The sequence below is a fragment of the Burkholderia anthina genome, from assembly GCF_001547525.1.
GTDB lineage: Bacteria > Pseudomonadota > Gammaproteobacteria > Burkholderiales > Burkholderiaceae > Burkholderia > Burkholderia semiarida.
On sequence record NZ_LNJP01000003.1, the window covers coordinates 710,013 to 730,741 of the forward strand.

Genomic DNA, 20,729 nt, shown 5'->3' on the forward strand with positions numbered 1-20,729 from the left:
ACCCTCGATAACCGCTCGGTCTGAGCCAGATTGGGTTATCGGCAGGCGGGCGCGGAAACGCATCGCTGATTTCAGATAGCGATCATTCGAGATTCGTTATGTTGTTGTCGGGCTGGCATATGCGGCCGCCTATATAGGCAGAAACGGCGCAACCTGAACGCCAATCAATACGCGACGGAAATCGTCACGCGCCGGTTTCGCGCTCTTGATGCCGCATCGTTACCCGCGACGAGCATTGAAATGCCCGCCACGATCGCCCGCGTCAGGTCAGAACTCCATATCGAGTTCGTCGATGTCTTCGTGCTCGGCCTTCGCCGCGTCGATCCACTCGGCGACGAACGGGTGCGCGAGCACCTGCATGCAGTACTCGGCGACGTCCGGTTCGAGCTTCACGTCATAGGTCAAAAAGCGCGTGACGACCGGCGCATACATCGCGTCGGCGATGCCGATCTCGTCCCCGAACAACCATGGGCCGCCGTACTCGACCAGGCACTCGCGCCAGATCGTCACGATCCGCTCGATGTCGTGCTGCGCGCGCGACCAGATCCGGAAGCCGGGGAAATGCCCCCGCAGGTTCATCGGCAGCGCGGATCGCAATGCGCTGAAGCCGGAATGCATCTCGCCGCAGATCGACCGGCAATGCGCGCGTGCATGGCGTTCGTCGGGCAGCAGCCGCGCCTGCGGCCGGATCTCGTTCAGGTATTCGGCGATCGCGAGCGTGTCCCACACCGCGTTGCCGTCGTGCGTGAGGCACGGCACGAGGATCGACGGCGACAGCAGCAGCAGCTCCGCGCGCGAAGCGGCATCGATCGGCACGCTGATCGTCTCGAACGCGAGCCCGCTCAGCTTCGCGAGCAACCAGCCGCGCATCGACCACGACGAGTAATTGCGGCTGCTGATGGTCAGCATCGTCCGTGCGTTGGATTCCATGTCGCTCCCCCTGCTGAATGTCGTTCGTGCCCCTGCACCGTAAACGGACGCGCCGCATGACCGGCCGCACCACACCTGTGCGATCGGTTCGCCGAAGTGGCGCGCCGTCGCACGGCATCGCGACACATGTCGCGATGCCGACCGGCAAGGCCATGCATCGCCTGCACCCCGCTCATCACGTACCGCGCGCGTCGCCGCGCTCCCGAACCGCTGCAACGCGCGTGCCAGCCGCATGCTGGCATACGGCTTGCCTCGTTCCCTGCAATGCGGCGTCACGAGCGGCGGTCTGATGAATCTGCTTGCCTATCCGTTTTATCAATGGTCTGCGGAATGCCTGCGCCCGGCGCGCGCTTGGGCGGCCGCCACGCGCGCGACGATGTCGCTGTGGCCGCCGGTGACATCGACACCAACGGGCCGCATGGTCGACGCGCTGTGCGAACTGCTCGAATGCTGCGCGTTCTCGCATCGGCGTCCGCCGTTCGGGATCGCATCGGTCGTCGTCGACGGCGAAACGGTGCCGATCGTCGAGGAAGCGGCCGCGGCCACGCCGTTCGGGACACTGCTGCATTTCCGCAAGGCGCGGCCGGTCGCGCGCCAGCCGCGCGTGCTGATCGTCGCGCCGATGTCCGGGCACTTCGCGACGCTGCTGCGGGGCACGGTGCGCACGATGCTGGCCGATCACGACGTGTACATCACCGACTGGCACAACCCGCGCGACATCCCGCTGGCGGCCGGGCGTTTCGGTTTCGACGAATACGTCACACACGTGATCGACTTCCTCCGTCACATCGGCCCGGACGCACACGTGCTCGCCATCTGCCAGCCGACCGTCGCGTCGCTGGCCGCGGTCGCGCTAATGGCGGCCGGCGGCGATCCGGCGCAGCCCGCGAGCCTCACGCTGATGGCCGGCCCCATCGACTGCCGCGTGAATCCGACGAAGGTCAACGCACTCGCGACGAGCCAGCCGATCGAATGGTTCGAGCGCAACCTGATCAGCGTGGTGCCGGCGGGTTTCGTCGGCGCGCAGCGGTGCGTGTATCCGGGCTTCGTGCAGGTCGGCGCATTCATGTCGATGAATCCGGACCGGCATGCGGCGTCGTTCGCCGATCTGTACTACGAACGCGCGAAAGGCGACCCCGCGAAAGCCGACACGTTGCGGCACTTCTACGACGAATATTTCGCGACGGCCGACCTCACCGCGGAGTTCTATCTGGAAACGGTCGAGAAGGTGTTCCAGCAGTACGCGCTCGCACGCGGCGAACTGACGGTCGACGGCACGCTCGTCGAACCGGCGGCGATTCATCGCACCGCGCTGTTGACGATCGAAGGCGAGAAAGACGATATCTGCGCAGTAGGCCAGACGGTGGCCGCGCAGGAATTGTGTTCGGGATTACCGTCGTACCTGAAGACGCACCATGTACAGACGGGTGTGGGGCACTACGGCGTGTTCAACGGCAGTCGGTGGGACACACAGATCTATCCGATCGTGCGGGCGACGATCCACGACAACGAGCCGTACGATCGCACCGCGGATACGCAAGGCGACATGAGCGGCGCGCACTACGTCACGCTGCGTGCGCTGCTCGATGCACGTGCATCCGGGATCGACGAAGCGACCGAGGCGGAATCGGATCACGCGCACTGAACGCGGCTGGCGCCACGGTGAATTGCCCCGCCCCGCCAGAGATGCGGGGTGATGTTGGCCGCGACATTCGAGCGGCGTGCGAGCAAAACCCCTCGCGCGGATCTTCGCAACCCTTTGGAATTCGAAGCAATGTGCGGGAGCGAAGAACGGACCGCAGAAGTCAGCGGATCAATAAAAAACCGCCTGAATGCAGGCGGTTCTTCGAAAACGCACACCCAACCGGCCAGCTAGGCACCGGCCTCACCCCACGGCGTCGGCTCCGGCACCGCGCACGGGCCTTCAACGTCGATCGATTTGAAGTCGGCGGGCCCGACGATCTCCAGGTACTCCATGTCCGGCGAGTAGTCGAACAGGTAGTGGACGATCCCCGGCGCCTGATGCACGCAGTCGCCGGCGGCCACCAGCGTTTCCTGTTCGCCGTACATGAAGCGCGCCCAGCCCTTCAGCATGATCACGATATGGAACTCGGCCTCGTGACGGTGCCAGCCGGTGCCCGCCTCCGGTGCATGATTGGCCCTGACGAGTTGCGCGACGACCTTGCCGTTCGTCGCGGCGGCGATACCGAGATCGCGGTACAGGAAAAAGTCGCGCAGGCCCTCGCCTTGAAAGGAGGTGTCCTGCGGCTTCACGTGGGAAAAAGCAGTGGTGGTCGGCGTGCTCATCGCGGTGCTCCTTTATCGAAAGGATCACGCGAGACAAGCATTTAGCGTTCCAGTTTGCGGCGGCGCAAAACGCGCGCGGGCTTACTTCAACCGTCCCGACAGAAACTGCCTGAGCCGCTCGCTCTTCGGATTCACGAGAATCTGCTGCGGATCGCCCTCTTCCTCGATCTTCCCCTGATGCAGGAAGATCACGTGGTTCGACACGTTGCGCGCGAAGCCCATCTCGTGCGTGACGACGACCATCGTGCGGCCTTCCTCGGCGAGCTTCTGCATCACCTTCAGCACCTCGCCCACCAGCTCCGGATCGAGCGCGGATGTCGGCTCGTCGAACAGCATCACTTCCGGCTCCATCGCGAGGGCGCGCGCAATCGCGACGCGCTGCTGCTGGCCGCCCGACAGGTGCGATGGATACATGCCCTCGACGCGCGGCGCGAGCCCGACCTTCTCCAGATACGTGCGCGCCCGCGCGGTCGCCTCGTCCTTGCCGACGCCGAGCACGGCCATCGGCGCCTCGATCACGTTCTCGAGCACCGTCATGTGCGCCCATAGGTTGAAGTGCTGGAACACCATCGACAGCTTCGTGCGCATCCGCTGCAGTTGCTTCTGGTCGGCCACGCGCAGCGAGCCGTTGCGCTCGCGCGTGGTCTGGATCGGCTCGCTGCCGATCGTGATCTGCCCCGAGCACGGCTGTTCGAGGAAGTTGATGCAGCGCAGGAACGTGCTCTTGCCGGAGCCGCTCGAGCCGATGATGCTGATCACGTCGCCGGCCTTCGCCTTCATCGACACGCCCTTCAACACCTCGTTGTCGCCGAATTTCTTGTGCAGGTTGTCAACGGTAAGCTTGTACATGCGGAGTCCTTCGTTGCGGATCATGCGAATGCGTTAATGGCTGCGCGGCGCGAGGTACGCGAGCCAGCGCGTCTCGAGCTTGCGGAACACCCAGATGAGCGCGAACACGACGACGGCGTACAGCACGGCCGCGATGCCGTAGGCCTGGAACGACATGTACGTCGCCGAATTGACGTCGCGCGTGACCTTCAGGATGTCGGGCACGGTCGCGGTGAACGCGAGCGTCGTCGCGTGCAGCATCAGGATCACTTCGTTGCTGTAGCTCGGCAGCGAGCGGCGCAGCGCGGACGGCAGGATGATGCGCGTATAGAGCTTGAAGCGCGACATCCCGTAGGCCATCCCGGCCTCGATCTCGCCGGCCGACGTCGCCTTGATCGCGCCCGCGAAGATCTCGGTCGCATACGCGCATTCGTTCAGCACGAACGCGAGCAGCGTGCAGTTCATCGCGTTGCGAAAGAATGTGTCGAGGAGCACGTGGTCGTGCACGACCTGCAGGCTGTAGATGCCCGTGTAGCACATGAGCAGTTGCACGTAGAGCGGCGTGCCGCGGAACACGTACGTGTAGAGCCACACGGGGCCCGAGATCCAGCGGTTCGACGACGCGCGCGCGATCGCGAGCGGCACGGCAAGCGCGAAACCGAGCGCGATCGACACGACCAGCAGCCACAGCGTGATCGCGAGGCCGCTGAAGCGATAGCCGTCGGTATAGAGAAAGTTTTGCCAGTACTGGCTGACGAGTTCGATCACAGTGCAAGCCTCCGGACGCCGACGGAATAACGCTTCTCGAGGTGATGCAACACGACGTTGGACACCGTCGTGATCGCGAGGTAGATCGCGCCCGCAGCCAGCGTGAAGAAAAAGAAGTCGAGCGTGCTCTTGCCGGCGTCCTGCGACGCCTTCACGACATCGGCGAGGCCGATGATCGACACGAGCGCGGTGGCCTTCACGAGCACCTGCCAGTTGTTGCCGATGCCCGGCAACGCGAAGCGCATCATCTGCGGAAACAGGATGCGGCGAAACACGCGCCAGCCGCTCATGCCGTACGCGAAGCCGGCTTCGAGCTGGCCGCGCGGCACCGCGAGGAACGCGCCGCGGAACGTTTCGGTGAAGTACGCGCCGTAGATGAAGCCGAGCGTGATGACGCCGGCGACGAACGGATCGATGTCGATCTGGCGCCAGCCGAGCGCGTCGGTAACGTTGTTCAGCAGGATCTGCATCCCGTAGAACAGCAGCAGCATCAGGACGAGATCGGGCACCGCGCGGATCAGCGTCGTATAGAAGGTGCCGATCGACTTCAGCATGCGGTTGGTCGACAGTTTCGCGCTCGCCCCGATGAGGCCCAGCACGAGCGACGCGGCGAGCGACAGCACCGCGAGCTTCACGGTCTCGACCGTGCCGGCCCACAGCAGTGGGCCAAATCCTTGGAAGATCATATGAAGAATCCGGAACGATGTGGCTGGATCGTCAATAGCCATTAACCGCGCATCAAACGAGTTCTGCGCACTGAGTGATGCAGCCTGCTCATCAGCCCGGGCGCAGCGCGCGGCGCGCGGGCTGATCAACCGCCGTAGACGTCGAATGCGAAGTACCGAAGCGGATCGTCGACCCATCGTTGGAGTGGGCACCGATCGCGATGCAAGCGGGGGCAATACTGAGCGCGAGTTTCTTCATGGCGTTCCTGTCCGAGGCGAACTGGGCGGGCCCTGTCGGGCAGCCCGCGCCGGCGCCGCCGGCACCGCGCCCCCGCCGCGAACCCTGCCAACCCGGCGATCGCCCCTTCCGGCGACGCTCAAAGTTGTACATACAACTTTGCCTTTTCGGAGGAATGCCCGGCAATCCGGATTTATCTCTAGTCGTCGGCGGATTCTTTCACCGATGACATTTTTTATTTGTTTTTCAATTGATTGACCATCCCATCAAGCTAAACACGGGACTTCTCCCAACGATCGTTCCAGACCAGGGACGCGCCTTCACTTGTCTATACTTATCCAGCCATCGTCAGGTTTCCCGTTCGCCGAGCCGACCGTTCCCGGCCCGACCAGCCGGCGGGCAAATGGCGATTCCGCCGGTGGATGCCCGGACGGAATCGGCCGCGGTTGGCATGTGCGGCGCAAGTTCGCCGTGTACCTGCGCACGCCGCGCAAGCGAATGCCTTTACGAGAAGACCGAACTCGTCGGGGCGAAACCAGGCGTACGGCGTTTTTACGGGTTCTTTTCGGGGTGGGCGCGAGTCTATACACCGCATCGTCACCGCGCTTCCTAGAATGGGCGCCATGTCCGATACGCGATCTCCGCGGTGCGGAGCACGATGCGAGCCGGGGATGAACACATGAAATCGACCAGAACCGAATGCGCTGCTTCACGCGGTCTGCCGCCCGCCCGTTCTCGGCGTCGTTGTGCCGCGGACTCGCTCGTGCTGCTGTCGATCCGCGTCGAATCGGACGACCTTGCGCTCGTGCGGCGCCAGTTGCATCAGGCCGTCGGCGCCGCGCTCAACTGCTACACGGCCTCGCTCGACAGCCGCACCGGGCGCGCGTGCATCGAGTTCGAAGTCGCGCGCTCGCAGGCGTCGCCCGCGATCCTGTCGATCCTGCGCGTGCTGCCGGCCGCCGAGTTCGGCACGATCCGCCTGTTGCAGCATTAGCCGGCATTCGCCGCCGCGCGTGACACGTGTCACGCGCTCCCGCTTTCATCGATTCGCACACGCGTGTTCGCACGGGCACGCGTGACGGATCGCCGTTCCCGTCGCAACGGGCCTTTCCAGGAAATACATGCAATGAAAAAAGCAGTTGTCGGAACCCTCTCGCTTGCACTCTTCAGCGCCGCCGCGCACGCGCAAAGCAGCGTCACGCTCTACGGGATACTGGATGCCGGTATCGCCTATACGAACAACCAGTCGGGCAAAAGCACGTGGCAGCAAGGCAGCGGGCTGCTGTCGAATACGGTCTTCGGGCTGAGCGGCAACGAGGATCTCGGGGGCGGCCTGCACGCGCTGTTCCGCCTCGAAAGCGGCTTCAACCTGAACAACGGCACGCAGTCCTATCGAAATACGACGTTCGGCCGCCGTGCGTATGTCGGGCTGCAGAGCGACCGGTACGGCGCGCTGACGCTCGGCCGTCAATACGACGCCGTGGTCGACTACCTCGGCCCGCTCGCGCTGGCGAACAACGGCGACGGCAACAACCTCGCGTCGCATCCGTTCGACAACGACAACATCGACGATTCGTTCTACATCGACAACGCGGTGAAATACACGAGCCCGACGCTCGCCGGCTGGCAGTTCGGCGGCCTGTACGGGTTCAGCAACGCGGCCGGCGGCTTCGCGAGCAACCGCGCATACAGCGCGGGCGTGTCGTACGCGAACGGGCCGGTCAGCCTCGGCGCCGCGTACCTGCAGCTCAATCGCGGCGGCCTGACGGCCGGCGGCGCACTGTCGACGAACGACGCGCCGAACTTCCCGGCCGTCCGGCAGCGCGTGATGGGCGCCGGCGGCAGCTATGGGTTCGATCGGCTGACGATCGGCGCGTTGTGGACGCACTCGATGTTCGACGAGACGGCCGCGTCGTCGCTGCCCGGCGCGCTGAACGCGCTGCGCTTCGACAACTACGAGGTCAACGCGCGCTACGCGTTGACGCCGGCGGTCTCGTTCGCGCTCGCCTATACGTTCACCGGCGGCCGCTACGACGACGCAACCGGCAGCCACCGGCCGAAGTGGCACCAGGCGACGCTGATGGCCGACTACGCGCTGAGCAAGCGCACCGACGTGTACGCGGAAACCGTGTACCAGCACGCGTTCGGCGTGCCGTCGGGCGCGACGCTCAGGTTCGCGAACGTCACGGGGCTCGCGGCTTCGTCGACGCGCACGCAGGTGGTCGCGACGGTCGGCATCCGGCATCGGTTCTGACCGCGCGCGGGCCGTCGAAGGCCGGCCGCTCTGTGCAATCCCGCATGGACGCGCGCCGGCCGAACAGGGATCATTCCGGGAATCCGGGCCGGCGCGCCCGCGAAACCGGTACACTCGGCGCCGGGCGCGCGCCGGATCGGCATTCGGCGGCGGCCCGCCGCCGACTCTGAATCGTGATCCCATGACCACACCGATCTATCAGGAAATCAAGGACTTCATCCTCGCGCGCATTCATGCCGGCGAATGGGCGGAAGGCGACCAGGTGCCGTCGGAGAACGAGCTCGCGCGCGAATTCAACGTCGCGCGCATGACCGTCAACCGCGCGCTGCGCGAACTGACCGCCGAACAGGTGCTCACGCGCACGCGCGGCTCGGGCACTTACGTGGCGTCGCCGAAATACGAATCCACGCTCGTCGCGATCCGCAGCATCTCCGACGAAGTCGCCGCGCGCGGCCACGGCTATCGCGCGCAGGTGCTGCAGGTCGGCGCGGCCGTCGCCGACGCGAAGCTCGCCGACGAACTGCGGCTCGACGCCGGCAGCCCGATCTTCCATTCGCGCGTGCTGCATTTCGAGAACGATACGCCGGTGCAACTGGAAGAACGCTGGGTCAATCCGGCCTGCGCACCCGAATACGCGTTGCAGGACTTCACGACGACGACGCCGAACCAGTACCTGACGCGCGTCGCGCCGCTGCAGCGCGTCGAATACCGGATCGAGGCCGCGATGCCCGACGCCGAAACGCGCCACCACCTGACGATGGACGATCGCGAGCCGTGCCTGCTGCTGCACCGGCGCACGTGGTCGCAAGGGATGGTCGCGTCGGTCGCCAATCTGTGGCATCCGGGCAGCCGTTACCGGTTCACCGGGCATTTCTGATGCCGATGCGCGCGCTCACCTCGCGCGCGGTTGCGCGCATCGTCCGATCGCGCTGACGGCCAGCTTCAAGCCATCCTCCCGCGCGAGGCGCGCACCGAGCTCCGTCGCACGCGCCTTCGTGTCGCCGCGCTCGGCAAACGCGATCGCCCGCGCCAGCGCGGCAGCGTCCATGCGCCTGCCGGCGATCGGCGCATCGGCGACACCGAGCCGCTGCAGCCGGTTCGCCCAGAAGAACTGATCGCCCGCGAACGGCACGACCACCGACGGAATGCCGGCCCGCGCCGCCGAATGCGTGGTGCCCGACCCGCCGTGATGCACCGCCAGCGCGACACGCGGGAACAGCCAGTCGTGCGGCGTGTCGTCGATCACGCGGATGTGCGCGGGCAGCAGCGACGCATCGATGCCGCTCCAGCCCGGATAAAACAGCGCGCGCCGGCCGGCCAGTGCATGCGTCAGCGCGGCGGCCAGCGCCGCACGATCGAAGCCGGCCATGCTGCCGAAACCGACGTACACGGGCGGCTCGCCCGCGTCGAGAAACGCCGACAGGTCGGGCGGCGGCGCCCATGCATGCGCATCGATTCGCCACTGGCCGCATGCGTGCACGTTCGCCGGCCAGTCGGCGGGGCCGGACAACAGCGCCGGCGACACGCCGTACAGCATCGGATGGTCGGCCCACACGCGCTTGCGCGGCGGCAATCCGCACACGCTGGCGCGCGCGGCATTCGTCGATTTCCTGAACGCCTGCCACAGCAACGCGTTCACGAGCCGATGGCTCGCGCGATTCAGCCCGCGCGGCAACTTCCCCGGCGGCAGGAACGGAGACGCGAATTCGGCGGTCGGCGTGATCGGGATCATGCCCGTGCCGATCGCAGGTATGCCGCGATATTCGGCGACCGACAATCCGACGAACGATGCAAGCCCCGACACGAGAAGCGCGTCGCACCCGGCCGACGCGTCCGCGACTTCGCGCATCCACGCGGCCGTGTTCGCATTCGCGATCGCGGCAAGCGCCTTCGACGTATCGTGGAAGCCGCCGCGCCCGCGCACCGCATCGGCCAACACGCCTTCCGGCGCAATCGCGCGACGGATGTCGCCGGACAGCGGCGCCGACGGCACGCCGAGCGCGACGGCCGACCCGAGCGTCGCGGCATCGGCCAGCAGGCGGACGTCGTGACCGGCATCCATCAGCGCGCGGCCGAGCGCCGCGAGCGGACGCGTGTCGCCTTCGGTGCCGTAGGTGGCGATGACGAGTTTCATGCGGGGCGCCTCGTACACGGCGGAAAAGCCGAAAAGGTTGGATTCAAAAAAAAGTGCACGTCGTATACTAATGCAATCCGTACACTTTCAATCAACCCCTGCCATGACGATTCCGACCGACGATCCGGGCCGCCGCGCGCGCAAACGCATTCAGATGCTCGCGCATCTTGCCGCCACCGCCGCGCGCCTGTTCGACGCGCACGGTTACGAGGCCGTCACGATGGAGCAGATCGCCGCCGAGGCCGACGTCGCGAAGCGCACGCTGTACAACCACTTTCCGACGAAGGAAGCCGTGCTCGCGCACTGGCTCGAAGGCGAACTCGCGCGCGATCTCGCGCATCTGCAGCACGACGTCGCGCGGCGCAAGACCTTTGCATCGCGCATCGGCTGCGTGCTCGACGCGTCGGCCGCCTGGTGCGAGCAACATCCGGCGTACCTGCTCGCGTACCTGCGGCATCGCTTCCTCGGCATCGGCGCGGCCGAACCCGAGCGTGCGGGAGAGAACGGCGGCGATATCGCGCCGGTGTGGCGGCAACTGATCGCAGCCGGTCAGCAGGCCGGCGAACTGAACCGCACGCTGCGGGCCGACCAGCTCGCAACCTGGTTCCATCACCTGTATCTCGCGGCGATGCTGCGCTGGCTGACCGTGCCGGGACTGTCGCTGAAACGGGAGTTTCAGGCGGTCGCGAAGCTGTTCATCGAAGGCGCGGAAGCGAAACGGTGACGCAGCACGACCGGCGGCGGGACGCGGCCAACGCGTCGCGCGGCGCATACACACTGTTACAACGAACACACGCATTGCATGCCAAATTCCGCGCGCAGCAGTATGCTGATGACGTACGGCTGCGCACTGTGCATCGGGCAATCCCCTGGTTCGCACGCAATCGCGCCGCCGTCGCGACCGCAATCATGCGTTGCAAGGAGGGTTGTGATGGCTACCACGCATCAGCACTTCCACCTCGAACTACGGCACGCCACCGCGCCGACCTACTTCATCAGTTACCTGTTCCCCGCGTTGCTGTTCGTGTACGAACTGCTGCGCGTCGGCCAGTGGATCCGCGATCACGGGATGCAATTCGTCGCGTTCAAGCAGATGGGCTACGAGTATCTGCTGATGCTGCTGTTCGTCGGGCTGCAGATCGTCGTCGAGGCGATCTTCCTGCTCGGCGCCGCGATGCGCAAGGATCATCGCGATTTCGAGCACCGGTTGCCGAACGTGATTCTCGGCATCGGCCTGTCGATCGCGTTGCTGGCGATCGATCTCGCGATCCAGCTTTCGTTCTGACGACCGGCGGGCGGATGCCCGCCGGCGATGGCGAACGCGCTCAAGCGCCCGTGTCGCGCAGCAACGTCGCGACGGCGGCCAGCACGTCGTCCGTTCGCTCGCGGTGCGGCATGTGCCCGCAACGGGCGAGCAACAGGAACGACGACGGCCCCGCCACGCGCGCGGCGATCCGCTTCGGATGCACGTCGGAGCCGTATTCGTCGTCCTCGCCGTGAATCGCGAGCGTCGCGCACTGCACGTGCGGCAGGTCGCCGTCGAGATTCCAGTCGCGGAACGCCGGCGACAGCCACGTGTCGACCCACGCGCGCAGCACCCATTCGGCCTTGTCGCCGTGATAGCGCGCGAGCCGGTCGAGCTGCCCCGGCTCGTCGAACTGCCGCCCCGCGTCGCGAATGCCGGCCAGCGTGCGATCCTCGACGAACGCCTGCGCGGCGACCGTCACGAGGGCGCGGCAACGCGCCGGATGCGCGGCCGCACAGCCGACCGCCATCCCGCCGCCGACGCTGTGCCCGAACGCGACGAACGCATCGACGCCGAGCCGTTCCAGTACCGCGACGAACGCATGATCGGCCTCGTCGCGCACGAATGTCGTGCCGAGCTGGCCCGGATGACGATCCGAACGGCCGAAACCGAGGCGGTCGTATGCGATCACGTCGCGTTGCGTGGCGCGTGCGAGCTGCGCGGGGAAGTCGCGCCACAGATCGACGCAGCCGAGCGAATCGTGCAGCAGCACGATCGGCGCGGCCGGCCCCGGCGCGGCCGCGTCTTGCGCCGGCTCCGCACGCCAGCGTTTCGCAAAGAGACGCCCTTGCGGCGTCTCGACGGTCATCTCCTCGGTCACGATATCGGTCATGTGTCGGTCGTCTGCATGAAAGCGGCCGCGCGTCGGCGGCCGCATCGAATCGGAACATGGTGGCCTGCCGGCGCGCGCGGCGTCAAGCAAGCCCAAGCCTCTTTTGCCTACGTGCTCATTCGGGCTGCGGCGGCAGATACTCCATCTGGGCTTCGTCGTACAGCCGGTAGATCAGCGCCTGCATCGCGCGGATGTCCTCCGATTCGTCGAGCATGCGCATGCTCATGATGATCGGTGATACGAGGTTCGGATCGTCGAGCGGCTTGTAGCTGATGTCGTCGCGCTTCAGCCCGTACACGCTATGCGGCACGACGGACACACCCTCGCCCATCGCGACGAGGCCGAGCGCGATCTGCAATTCGCGCGTCTCGTAGATCCGGCGCGGTTGCAGCGCGCGATCGTGGAAGGCCGCGAGCACCTGGTCCGCGTAGCTCGGACGCGGCGCCTTCGGAAAGATGATCAGCGTGTCGTTCACGAGATCGTGCAGCGACAGCACGGGCTTCGCGCTGTCGAGCACGTGACCGACCGGCAGCGCGACGATCATCCGCTCCTCGCGCAGCACGACGCGCCGCACGCTCGGGTCCTCGTGGCGGATGCGGCCGAACCCGACGTCGATACGCCCTTCCTTCAGCGCCTTGATCTGATCCATCGTCGACATCTCGTGCAGGCTCAGCTCGACGGCCGGATATTCGCTGCGAAAGCGCCGGATGATCTTCGGCAGCATCCCGTACAGCGTCGAGCCGACGAAACCGACCGACATGCTGCGCTCGATCTTGCCGACCCGCTTCGTCATCGATTCGAGCTCGGTCGTCTGCGCGAGCAACTGCACCGCGTGCGAATAGAAGAAGCGCCCGGCATCGGTCAGCTTCAGCGGCCGCGCGGTGCGCTCGAACAGCGGCACGCCGAGCGCTTCCTCGAGCTGCTGGATCTGCCGGCTCAGCGGCGGCTGCGCGATATGCAGCCGTTCCGCCGCCCGCGTGAAATTCCGCTCTTCGGCTACCGCGACGAAGTAGCGGAGGTGTCTCAACTCCATGTTCGAATCCTCCCGGCACAGGCGCCGGACGCTCCTTCGGCACCGCACGGACAGCGCCCGCACCGGTCACCGTCGCCGGCCATCCGTACCGGCTTCCTCGATCGCCTGCTTCCCGATCCCGTCACGATACCTCAGCCGGCGCCGATCCCGGCGCAAGCAGCGTCGTGCCCGCGGCGACGTCCGGGAGCCGCCCCAAGCAAAACGGGAAGCCCGCAAGCTTCCCGTCGTTTCATCGCCGCGGCGGCCGCGGCGGCGCGACCGCGCATCACACCTCGGTCGCGTACAGCGCGTCGCGCTGCTCGTGGCTCAACGAGTCGAGCGGCACGTCCGGCAACTGGTAGCAGATCATCTTGCCGTACAGCTCGGCGAGGCAGTTGCTGCCCGCGTCGAGCGCGTAGCCGTCCTCGCCGTCCGGCGCCGGCGGGTAGACTTCGCGCCACGCGTTGATCGCGGCTTCGATTCGCACGATGGAAACGGGTCCGGCCTTCCGCTCGGCGGGTGATGCGCTCATGGATTCCTCTAAGTTGCGCGCTCCGCGGGCCGTGCCGGCCCGGATGGAACGATGAAAACGCCGGGCCACTCGCCGGCCGCCGCACGCGGCGCGCGCCGGATGCCGATCCGCGCCGCGCCTGTCGCGCCGGCCGGGCCGTGGCCCGGTAGGGTCGGGCAATATAACCGGCTTTGACCCCGTGCAGGCAAAAGCCGGGCAAAAAAAACGGGAAGCGCGCGGCTTCCCGTTTCGTCCCGTCGCGCGGCCGCCTGCCGTGCCGGCGTCAGCCCGCGGTTTCGCGGTTCGCCACCGGCGGCCGCTGCGCGCCGCGATTGGCGGCGACCCACGGCGCGATCTCCATGTCCTCGTAGCGCACGAACCGGCTCTTCTTCAGGAACCGGAAGCCGAGCCACACGACGAGGAACAGCGGAATGCCGACATAGGTGGCGGCCACACCTGCCCAGTCGATCCGGTTCGCGAGGAACGCCTGATAGTCCTGGCCGAGCGCGATCACGAGGCACAGCACGAACGCGAACAGCGGGCCGAACGGGAACCACTTCGACTGGTACGGCAGTTGATCGAGCGCGTAACCCTGCTTCACGTAACCCTTGCGGAACCGGTAGTGGCTGATGGCGATGCCGAGCCACGCGATGAAGCCCGTCATCCCCGACGTGTTCAGCAGCCACAGGTACACGGTCTTGTCGCCGTACAGCGACGTGAAGAAGCACAGCGCGCCGACGGCGGTGGTCGCGTACAGCGCGTTGCGCGGCACGCCGCCCGGCGACAGCTTCGCGAACACCTTCGGCGCGCGGCCCTCGGTGGCGAGGTTGTACAGCATCCGCGTGGATGCATACATGCCCGAATTGCCGGCCGACAGCACGGCCGTCAGGATCACCGCGTTCATCACGCCGGCCGCGAAGGCCAGGCCCGCGTGGCGGAACACGAGCGTGAACGGGCTCACGCCGATGTCGGTCACGTCCGTCTTCAGCAGGTTCGGGTCGGTATACGGAATCAGCACGCCGATCACGAAGATCGCGAACACGTAGAACAGCAGGATGCGCCAGAACACCTGGCGCACCGCACGCGGAATCGTCGTGCGCGGGTGCTCCGATTCGCCGGCCGCGACGCCGATCAGCTCGGTGCCCTGGAACGAGAAGCCCGCGATCATCGCGACGCCCATCAGCGCCGGCAGGCCGCCCGCGAACGGTGCGTCGCCGATCGTCAGGTTGCCCCAGCCGTTGGCCGGTGCGCCCTTCAGAATACCGAAGATCATCAACAGGCCGACGCCGATGAACGCGACCACGGTGACGACCTTGATCAGCGCGAACCAGTATTCGGCTTCGCCGAAACCGCGCACGGTGAGCGCGTTGAGCAGGAACATCACGGCGAGGAACGCCGCGCTCCACCACACGCCCGGCACGTCCGGAAACCAGTAGTGCATCACGAGCTGCGCGGCGACGAGCTCCACCGCGATCGTCACCGCCCAGTTGTACCAGTAGTTCCAGCCGAGCGCGAAGCCGAAGCCTTCGTCGACGTATTTCGCGCCGTAGGTCGCGAACGAGCCCGACACCGGCATGAACGCGGCCATCTCGCCGAGGCTCGTCATCAGGAAGTAGACCATCAGGCCGATCAGCATGTACGCGACCATCGCGCCGCCGGGGCCGGCCTGCGAGATCGACGCGCCGGACGCGACGAACAGGCCCGTGCCGATCGAGCCGCCGATGGCGATCATCGTCAGGTGGCGCGCCTTCAGCGCGCGATGAAGCTTGGGTGGGTTCGCGGGCGAACCAGGTGGGTCGGAATTCGGAATTGCGGACATAAACGAGACGAACGTTGAGCGAGCCGGCATCCGTAGCCGGCGCATGCGGAATCGGAGCGCGGCGCGCGTCCTGCGATGCATTCGATGCGGCCCCGATACGCGTTGCGCGGCGGGCTCCTGCGGCGAAGCGCGGATTCTACCTGATTCGACAGGGGGACAGCCGAGGTCGGCGCGCCCGCTGGCGCGCCGGAGATTTCGCGGAATCGACGGGTTGGCCGCGTCGGCCGCCGCGATTTCCTCATACGTTGCAAAAACCACGATTGCGACCGGGTCATTCGATTTTCATTTGTCGCGGTCGGCAGGTAATCCTGTCCCGATCCGCCAAATACCGCTGCAATAGGCAAAATCGACTGATGATTATGCGATTAATCAGACAAAAAGACCGACACTGTTAATTGATTCAAATCAAGTGGTCCGTACGCCATGCGGTAATGATGCGTAACCGTCGCGCGTCACGCTGTCTACATGCATGTTTTGCATGTACGCGCGAAATTCAGGAAATCGCGGGATAATGACGTTTAATTCGAAATAATCCGCGCGCGGAACCGCCAACGATGCGAACAGCCGCCGCCCCCAGCCCCCGAGGATGAAGTCATTCCCGCTGCCCGCCACGCTGCGCCGCCAAACCGCGTCGATCGTGGCACGCATTCTGTCGCCCCGCGGCGTACTCGTGGCGGGCATCGTCCTGCTGATGTTCAGTTGGGGACTCTCCACGTCGCTATTAATCGAGGCGCGACGCGACGCGTATGACCATGCGGTTGAAAATGCGCGCAACTTGATGCTGCTGATCGAACGCGATATCGCGCGCAATATCGAACTCTACGATTTGTCGCTGCAAAACGTCGTCGACGGCATGGCCGATCCGGAACTGATGACATTGCCGCCGCGCCAGCGCCACCGGCTGCTGTTCGACCGCGCGGCGACCGGCGCCTATCTCGGCTCGATTTTCGTGATGGATGCGCACGGCAATATCGCGATCGACTCCAGCGCGTCGCCCGCGCGGCAAGGCAATTTCGCCGACCGCGACTATTTCGCCGTGCACCGCGACCGGCTTGCCCCCGGCCTCTACATCAGCCGGCCGTACGCGTCGCGGCTGCGCGGCGGCGCGCTGACGATCGCGCTGAGCCGCCGGATCAACCGGCCCGACGGCACGTTCGGCGGGATCGTCGTCGGCACGCTCAGCATCGACTACTTCCGCGCGCTGCTCGACGGCATCGCGGTCGGCCGGCACGGCAGCGCGGCGATCGTCGAGGACAACGGCACGCTCGTGTCGCGCCTGCCGTACGACACGCGGGTGGTCGGCCTCGACCTGCACGACTCGCCGCTGTTCATCGACGCGCAGCGCGGCCGCGCCGGCGAGCTGACCGGCGTCGGCGCCATCGACGGCGTGCGGCGCGTCTATGTGTACAAGCATCTCGCCGGGCTGCCGCTGATCGTCGACGTCGCGCCCGCCGAAATCGACATCTACGCGTCATGGCGCCACCGCGCGGTCTGGACCGTCGTGCTGATGAGCCTGTTCACGGCGTTCATCGCGTGGGGCTCGCTCGCGCTGTCGCGCGAGCTGAAGCGCCGGCAGGACGCCGAATCCAAGCTGTACCGGCTCGCGCACACCGATTCGCTGACGGGCCTCGACAACCGCGGCACGTTCGACGCGGTGCTCGCGAAGGAGGCCCAGCGCGCGTCGCGCAGCGGGCGCCCGTTGTCCGTGCTGTTCGTCGACGTCGATCACTTCAAGGCGTTCAACGACTACTACGGCCACCCGGCCGGCGACGACGTGCTGCGCCAGGTCGCGCAATCGCTATCGCGCTGCCTGCGCCGCGACAGCGATCACGTCGCGCGCTACGGCGGCGAGGAATTCGTCGTCACGCTCCCCGACACCGACGCGCAAGGCGCGGCGACCGTCGCCGAAAGCATCCGGCGTACGATCGCGGGGCTCGAGATCGAACACGTGAAGAGCCCGTACGGCCGCGTCACGGCCAGCATCGGCACGGCCACCGCCGCCGACGGCCGGATGAACGCCGCGACGCTGCTGCGGCGCGCAGACGAAGCGCTGTACCGCGCGAAGTCCGGCGGCCGCAACCGCGTGCTGGACGCGCAGTCGAGCGGGGCCGACGCTTGACGCGCGATGATGGAACGTGGCGCGTGATCTGATGCGGCCGCCTGCCGCCTGGCCTGCCGGCCGCGCCGTGGACAGCCCGCGCGCGTTCGGCTAGCGTTACGTCTGCTGCGCATGCGGCGCGGCGCCGGCCCGCGCGGGCCGCCGTGCGCGTTCCGGCCACTCCTGCTCCGTCATGAACGCCCCGCTCCCGACCCGATTGCCGCCGCTCGTGCGCCACGCGCTTCGCCCGCTGCTCGACCCGTACCGCCGCTACCGCCACGCGAAGCTGATCCATGCGGCGCGCGTCGCGCTCGCGATTCTGGTGTCGATCGCGCTGTCCACGGGGCTGAACGTGCCGCACGGCGAATGGTCGACGATCACCGTGCTGATCGTCGTCGGCGGGCTGCAGCATCACGGCAACATCCGCAAGAAGGCGGCCGAGCGCGCGCTCGGCACGTCGATCGGCGCGCTCGCGGGCCTCGCGCTGATCCTTCTCTATTCCGCTTTGCATGCGCCGTTCGTCATCTACCTGCTGATGGCCGTCGGGTGCGGCGTCTGCGCGTATCACGCGATCGGCAAGGCCGGCTACATCGCGCTGCTGTCGGCGATCACGATGGTGATCGTCGCCGGGCACGGCGACAACGAGATCGTCGACGGCCTGTGGCGCGCGGTGAACGTGCTGGTCGGCATCGCGATCGCGCTGGCGTTCTCGTTCGCGTTGCCGCTCTATGCGACCTACTCGTGGCGCTACAAGCTCGCCGACGCGCTGCGCGCGTGCGCGGCCGTGCATGCGCGGCTCGCGGGCGACCGCCCGGTCGGCGACGACGCGCACCTGAAGGAAATGGCCGCGCTGAGCACGCTGCTCGTGCAGTTGCGCTCGCTGATGCCGTCGGTGTCGAAGGAATGCGAGACGTCGATGACGCAGCTCGAGGCGATCCAGCGCAGCCTGCGCCTGTGCATCGGTTATCTGGAGATCCTGTCGAGCGCGCTGCCGGCCCGCGACGACGCGGCGGCCCGCGAATACATGCGCGTCGAGATGAAGCCGTTGAATCGGCGCATCCGCGACACGCTGGTCGGCGCGAGCCGCGCGCTCAAGTTCGGCACGCCGAGCCGGCTCGCCCCGCGCCGCCGGCCGGTCGAGCCGCTGCACGACGCGCCGCCGCCGCAGTTGTCCGGCTACGTGTCGATCACCGCCAAGCTGGCCGGCGAAGTGGACCAGCTGCGCGAGCGGCTGCTCGATACCGCGCGGTCGTGGAATATCTGACGTTCCGGGAATCCGGGGTTCACGCGTCAATCTTTCATATACCTTTCTGTGTGGCGCGACGACACGCCGGCGGCGACGATCGGGGCCTTTGTCCGATCCGGCCCCGGAAATCCGGCCGCCGCCCCGGCGCGGGCGTGCGTGTTTCGGCGGCGATGCAACGCCGTCCGGCACGGCATTCTCCACCCGGTTAATCGCCCGTCAGGCCCGCCGCGACAGGCTCGACGCCGGTTCCGCACCAAAATCAACCCTTGCTCCAACTTCCCGGACAGCCGATACTCGCATATTCCGCGAAATACGATCCCACCGGCTTCAATCCACGGTAATTCCTATGAGCACGATTCTCGAAAGCCTCCCGACCGGCCAGAAGGTCGGTATCGCCTTCTCCGGCGGCCTGGACACCAGCGCCGCGCTGCACTGGATGAAACTGAAGGGCGCCGTCCCGTACGCATACACGGCGAACCTCGGCCAGCCCGACGAAGACGATTACGACGCGATCCCGAAACGCGCGATCGAATACGGCGCAGCCGGCGCCCGCCTGATCGACTGCCGCGCGCAGCTCGTCGCCGAAGGCATCGCGGCGCTGCAAAGCGGCGCGTTCCACATCACGACCGCCGGCGTCACGTACTTCAACACGACGCCGATCGGCCGCGCCGTGACGGGCACGATGCTCGTCGCCGCGATGAAGGAAGACGGCGTCAACATCTGGGGCGACGGCAGCACGTACAAGGGCAACGACATCGAGCGCTTCTACCGCTACGGCCTGCTCGTGAACCCGGATCTGAAGATCTACAAGCCGTGGCTCGACCAGACGTTCATCGACGAGCTCGGCGGCCGCGCCGAAATGTCCGAATTCATGAACCAGGCCGGCTTCGCGTACAAGATGTCGGCCGAGAAGGCGTATTCGACCGACTCGAACCTGCTCGGCGCGACGCACGAAGCGAAGGATCTGGAAAGCCTCGAAAGCGGCATCAAGATCGTGAACCCGATCATGGGCGTCGCGTTCTGGCGCGACGACGTGAAGATCGCCGCCGAGGAAGTGACGGTGCGCTTCGAAGCCGGCCAGCCGGTCGCGCTGAACGGCGTCGAGTTCAAGGATCAGGTCGAGCTGCTGCTGGAAGCGAACCGCATCGGCGGCCGCCACGGCCTCGGCATGAGCGACCAGATCGAGAACCGCATCATCGAGGCGAAGAGCCGCGGCATCTACGAAGCCCCGGGCCTCGCGCTGCTGTACATCGCGTACGAGCGTCTCGTCACCGGCATCCACAACGAAGACACGATCGAGCAGTACCGCGAGAACGGCCGCCGCCTCGGCCGCCTGTTGTACCAGGGCCGCTGGTTCGACCCGCAGGCGATCATGCTGCGCGAAACCGCCCAGCGCTGGGTCGCGCGCGCGATCACCGGCGAAGTGAAGATCGAACTGCGCCGCGGCAACGACTACTCGATCCTGAGCACCAAGTCGCCGAACCTCACGTACCAGCCGGAACGCCTGTCGATGGAGAAGGTGGCGTCGACGTTCTCGCCGCGCGACCGGATCGGCCAACTGACGATGCGCAACCTCGACATCACCGATACGCGCGACAAGCTGCGCGTGTATTCGCAGGTCGGGCTGCTGACGCCGGGTGAAGCGTCGGCGCTGCCGCAGATCAAGGGCGACAGCGACAAGTAAGTCAGTCGCTTTCGCGAGCGGCCGGGCGGTGTGACAACCGCCCGGCTGCATGCAGTACTTCCCTTCCCGCTTTTTCTTCAAGCACTGCCGGATTCGG

Annotated in this window: 21 protein-coding genes; 9 read left to right on the top strand and 12 right to left on the bottom strand. The window is 66.5% G+C overall.

The window, feature by feature from the left end:
- Positions 1-267: 267 nt before the first annotated feature.
- Complete coding sequence (locus tag WS64_RS23435; RefSeq protein ID WP_060967840.1) at positions 268-930, bottom strand: glutathione S-transferase family protein; 663 nt, start codon at positions 928-930, stop codon at positions 268-270.
- Positions 931-1,219: 289 nt separating this feature from the next.
- On the opposite strand from WS64_RS23435, the gene WS64_RS23440 reads away from it, so the two are divergent.
- Positions 1,220-2,575, top strand: coding sequence for a polyhydroxyalkanoate depolymerase (locus tag WS64_RS23440; RefSeq protein WP_060967841.1), 1,356 nt, complete (start codon positions 1,220-1,222; stop codon positions 2,573-2,575).
- A 227-nt stretch (positions 2,576-2,802) separates the two neighbouring features.
- Here the strand turns inward: WS64_RS23440 and WS64_RS23445 are convergent, their stop codons facing one another.
- The 5 genes from WS64_RS23445 to WS64_RS35345 form a co-directional block, all read right to left on the bottom strand.
- Complete coding sequence (locus WS64_RS23445; RefSeq protein WP_060967842.1) at positions 2,803-3,237, bottom strand: cupin domain-containing protein; 435 nt, start codon at positions 3,235-3,237, stop codon at positions 2,803-2,805.
- Positions 3,238-3,318: 81 nt separating this feature from the next.
- Positions 3,319-4,086, bottom strand: coding sequence for an ABC transporter ATP-binding protein (locus WS64_RS23450; RefSeq protein ID WP_059575345.1), 768 nt, complete (start codon positions 4,084-4,086; stop codon positions 3,319-3,321).
- A 33-nt stretch (positions 4,087-4,119) separates the two neighbouring features.
- Positions 4,120-4,833, bottom strand: a complete 714-nt coding sequence (locus tag WS64_RS23455; RefSeq protein WP_059644729.1) for an ABC transporter permease — start codon at positions 4,831-4,833, stop codon at positions 4,120-4,122.
- Positions 4,830-5,519, bottom strand: coding sequence for an ABC transporter permease (locus WS64_RS23460; RefSeq protein ID WP_060967843.1), 690 nt, complete (start codon positions 5,517-5,519; stop codon positions 4,830-4,832). Before WS64_RS23460 ends, WS64_RS23455 begins: the two co-directional genes overlap by 4 nt.
- Positions 5,520-5,610: 91 nt before the next feature.
- Complete coding sequence (locus WS64_RS35345) at positions 5,611-5,757, bottom strand: hypothetical protein (protein WP_244166641.1); 147 nt, start codon at positions 5,755-5,757, stop codon at positions 5,611-5,613.
- A 742-nt stretch (positions 5,758-6,499) separates the two neighbouring features.
- Between WS64_RS35345 and WS64_RS23465 the strand changes: the two genes are divergently transcribed.
- The 3 genes from WS64_RS23465 (at position 6,500) to hutC (ending at position 8,867) form a co-directional block, all read left to right on the top strand.
- Positions 6,500-6,730, top strand: coding sequence for a hypothetical protein (locus WS64_RS23465; RefSeq protein WP_060967844.1), 231 nt, complete (start codon positions 6,500-6,502; stop codon positions 6,728-6,730).
- 132 nt (positions 6,731-6,862) lie between these two features.
- Positions 6,863-7,990: a porin gene (locus WS64_RS23470; protein ID WP_060967845.1), complete on the top strand. Its 1,128-nt coding sequence runs from the start codon at positions 6,863-6,865 to the stop codon at positions 7,988-7,990.
- A 181-nt stretch (positions 7,991-8,171) separates the two neighbouring features.
- Positions 8,172-8,867, top strand: coding sequence for a histidine utilization repressor (gene hutC, locus WS64_RS23475; protein WP_059575266.1), 696 nt, complete (start codon positions 8,172-8,174; stop codon positions 8,865-8,867).
- Positions 8,868-8,882: 15 nt separating this feature from the next.
- On the opposite strand, the gene WS64_RS23480 is transcribed toward hutC, so the two are convergent.
- Entirely contained in the window at positions 8,883-10,124 is a 1,242-nt protein-coding gene (locus tag WS64_RS23480) for a glycosyltransferase (protein ID WP_060967846.1), read from the bottom strand.
- Between the two features lie 103 nt (positions 10,125-10,227).
- Between WS64_RS23480 and WS64_RS23485 the strand changes: the two genes are divergently transcribed.
- A complete protein-coding gene (locus WS64_RS23485) occupies positions 10,228-10,848 on the top strand; it encodes a TetR/AcrR family transcriptional regulator (RefSeq protein WP_060967847.1) in 621 nt (206 codons plus the stop codon).
- Between the two features lie 207 nt (positions 10,849-11,055).
- Positions 11,056-11,409, top strand: coding sequence for a hypothetical protein (locus WS64_RS23490; protein WP_050018066.1), 354 nt, complete (start codon positions 11,056-11,058; stop codon positions 11,407-11,409).
- Positions 11,410-11,449: 40 nt separating this feature from the next.
- Here WS64_RS23490 and WS64_RS23495 read toward each other — a convergent pair whose 3' ends face one another.
- The 5 genes from WS64_RS23495 to WS64_RS34980 form a co-directional block, all read right to left on the bottom strand.
- Positions 11,450-12,262 (bottom strand): alpha/beta fold hydrolase, encoded by an 813-nt coding sequence (locus tag WS64_RS23495; protein WP_060967848.1) that lies wholly within the window; start codon positions 12,260-12,262, stop codon positions 11,450-11,452.
- A 115-nt stretch (positions 12,263-12,377) separates the two neighbouring features.
- Complete coding sequence (locus tag WS64_RS23500) at positions 12,378-13,295, bottom strand: LysR family transcriptional regulator (protein WP_050018064.1); 918 nt, start codon at positions 13,293-13,295, stop codon at positions 12,378-12,380.
- 265 nt (positions 13,296-13,560) lie between these two features.
- A complete protein-coding gene (locus WS64_RS23505; RefSeq protein WP_059644709.1) occupies positions 13,561-13,806 on the bottom strand; it encodes a DUF3717 domain-containing protein in 246 nt (81 codons plus the stop codon).
- A 262-nt stretch (positions 13,807-14,068) separates the two neighbouring features.
- Positions 14,069-15,604: an amino acid permease gene (locus tag WS64_RS23510; protein ID WP_060967849.1), complete on the bottom strand. Its 1,536-nt coding sequence runs from the start codon at positions 15,602-15,604 to the stop codon at positions 14,069-14,071.
- A 405-nt stretch (positions 15,605-16,009) separates the two neighbouring features.
- Positions 16,010-16,252, bottom strand: coding sequence for a hypothetical protein (locus WS64_RS34980; RefSeq protein WP_167351637.1), 243 nt, complete (start codon positions 16,250-16,252; stop codon positions 16,010-16,012).
- Between WS64_RS34980 and WS64_RS23515 the strand changes: the two genes are divergently transcribed.
- The 3 genes from WS64_RS23515 to argG all read left to right on the top strand — a co-directional run bounded on the left by WS64_RS23515 (position 16,191) and on the right by argG (position 20,632).
- Positions 16,191-17,723 carry a sensor domain-containing diguanylate cyclase gene (locus WS64_RS23515; protein ID WP_060967850.1) on the top strand — a complete coding sequence of 511 codons (1,533 nt, stop codon included), beginning with the start codon at positions 16,191-16,193 and terminating at the stop codon, positions 17,721-17,723. The two genes, WS64_RS34980 and WS64_RS23515, sit on opposite strands and share 62 nt — an antisense overlap.
- A 172-nt stretch (positions 17,724-17,895) precedes the next feature.
- Positions 17,896-18,966 (top strand): FUSC family protein, encoded by a 1,071-nt coding sequence (locus tag WS64_RS23520; RefSeq protein WP_060967851.1) that lies wholly within the window; start codon positions 17,896-17,898, stop codon positions 18,964-18,966.
- Between the two features lie 328 nt (positions 18,967-19,294).
- Positions 19,295-20,632, top strand: coding sequence for an argininosuccinate synthase (argG, locus tag WS64_RS23525; protein ID WP_050018060.1), 1,338 nt, complete (start codon positions 19,295-19,297; stop codon positions 20,630-20,632).
- Positions 20,633-20,729: the final 97 nt, after the last annotated feature.

Coding starts and splice junctions, on each gene's coding strand:
- WS64_RS23510 (WP_060967849.1), bottom strand. CDS start 15,604: ATGTCCGCAATTCCGAATTCCGACCCACCTGGTTCGCCCGCGAACCCA.
- WS64_RS23500 (WP_050018064.1), bottom strand. CDS start 13,295: ATGGAGTTGAGACACCTCCGCTACTTCGTCGCGGTAGCCGAAGAGCGG.
- WS64_RS23460 (WP_060967843.1), bottom strand. CDS start 5,519: ATGATCTTCCAAGGATTTGGCCCACTGCTGTGGGCCGGCACGGTCGAG.
- WS64_RS23515 (WP_060967850.1), top strand. CDS start 16,191: ATGAAGTCATTCCCGCTGCCCGCCACGCTGCGCCGCCAAACCGCGTCG.
- WS64_RS35345 (WP_244166641.1), bottom strand. CDS start 5,757: ATGAAGAAACTCGCGCTCAGTATTGCCCCCGCTTGCATCGCGATCGGT.
- argG (WP_050018060.1), top strand. CDS start 19,295: ATGAGCACGATTCTCGAAAGCCTCCCGACCGGCCAGAAGGTCGGTATC.
- WS64_RS23480 (WP_060967846.1), bottom strand. CDS start 10,124: ATGAAACTCGTCATCGCCACCTACGGCACCGAAGGCGACACGCGTCCG.
- WS64_RS23505 (WP_059644709.1), bottom strand. CDS start 13,806: ATGAGCGCATCACCCGCCGAGCGGAAGGCCGGACCCGTTTCCATCGTG.
- WS64_RS34980 (WP_167351637.1), bottom strand. CDS start 16,252: ATGCGTGCCACGATCGACGCGGTTTGGCGGCGCAGCGTGGCGGGCAGC.
- WS64_RS23485 (WP_060967847.1), top strand. CDS start 10,228: ATGACGATTCCGACCGACGATCCGGGCCGCCGCGCGCGCAAACGCATT.
- WS64_RS23520 (WP_060967851.1), top strand. CDS start 17,896: ATGAACGCCCCGCTCCCGACCCGATTGCCGCCGCTCGTGCGCCACGCG.
- WS64_RS23440 (WP_060967841.1), top strand. CDS start 1,220: ATGAATCTGCTTGCCTATCCGTTTTATCAATGGTCTGCGGAATGCCTG.
- WS64_RS23470 (WP_060967845.1), top strand. CDS start 6,863: ATGAAAAAAGCAGTTGTCGGAACCCTCTCGCTTGCACTCTTCAGCGCC.
- WS64_RS23490 (WP_050018066.1), top strand. CDS start 11,056: ATGGCTACCACGCATCAGCACTTCCACCTCGAACTACGGCACGCCACC.
- WS64_RS23450 (WP_059575345.1), bottom strand. CDS start 4,086: ATGTACAAGCTTACCGTTGACAACCTGCACAAGAAATTCGGCGACAAC.
- hutC (WP_059575266.1), top strand. CDS start 8,172: ATGACCACACCGATCTATCAGGAAATCAAGGACTTCATCCTCGCGCGC.
- WS64_RS23435 (WP_060967840.1), bottom strand. CDS start 930: ATGGAATCCAACGCACGGACGATGCTGACCATCAGCAGCCGCAATTAC.
- WS64_RS23445 (WP_060967842.1), bottom strand. CDS start 3,237: ATGAGCACGCCGACCACCACTGCTTTTTCCCACGTGAAGCCGCAGGAC.
- WS64_RS23495 (WP_060967848.1), bottom strand. CDS start 12,262: ATGACCGATATCGTGACCGAGGAGATGACCGTCGAGACGCCGCAAGGG.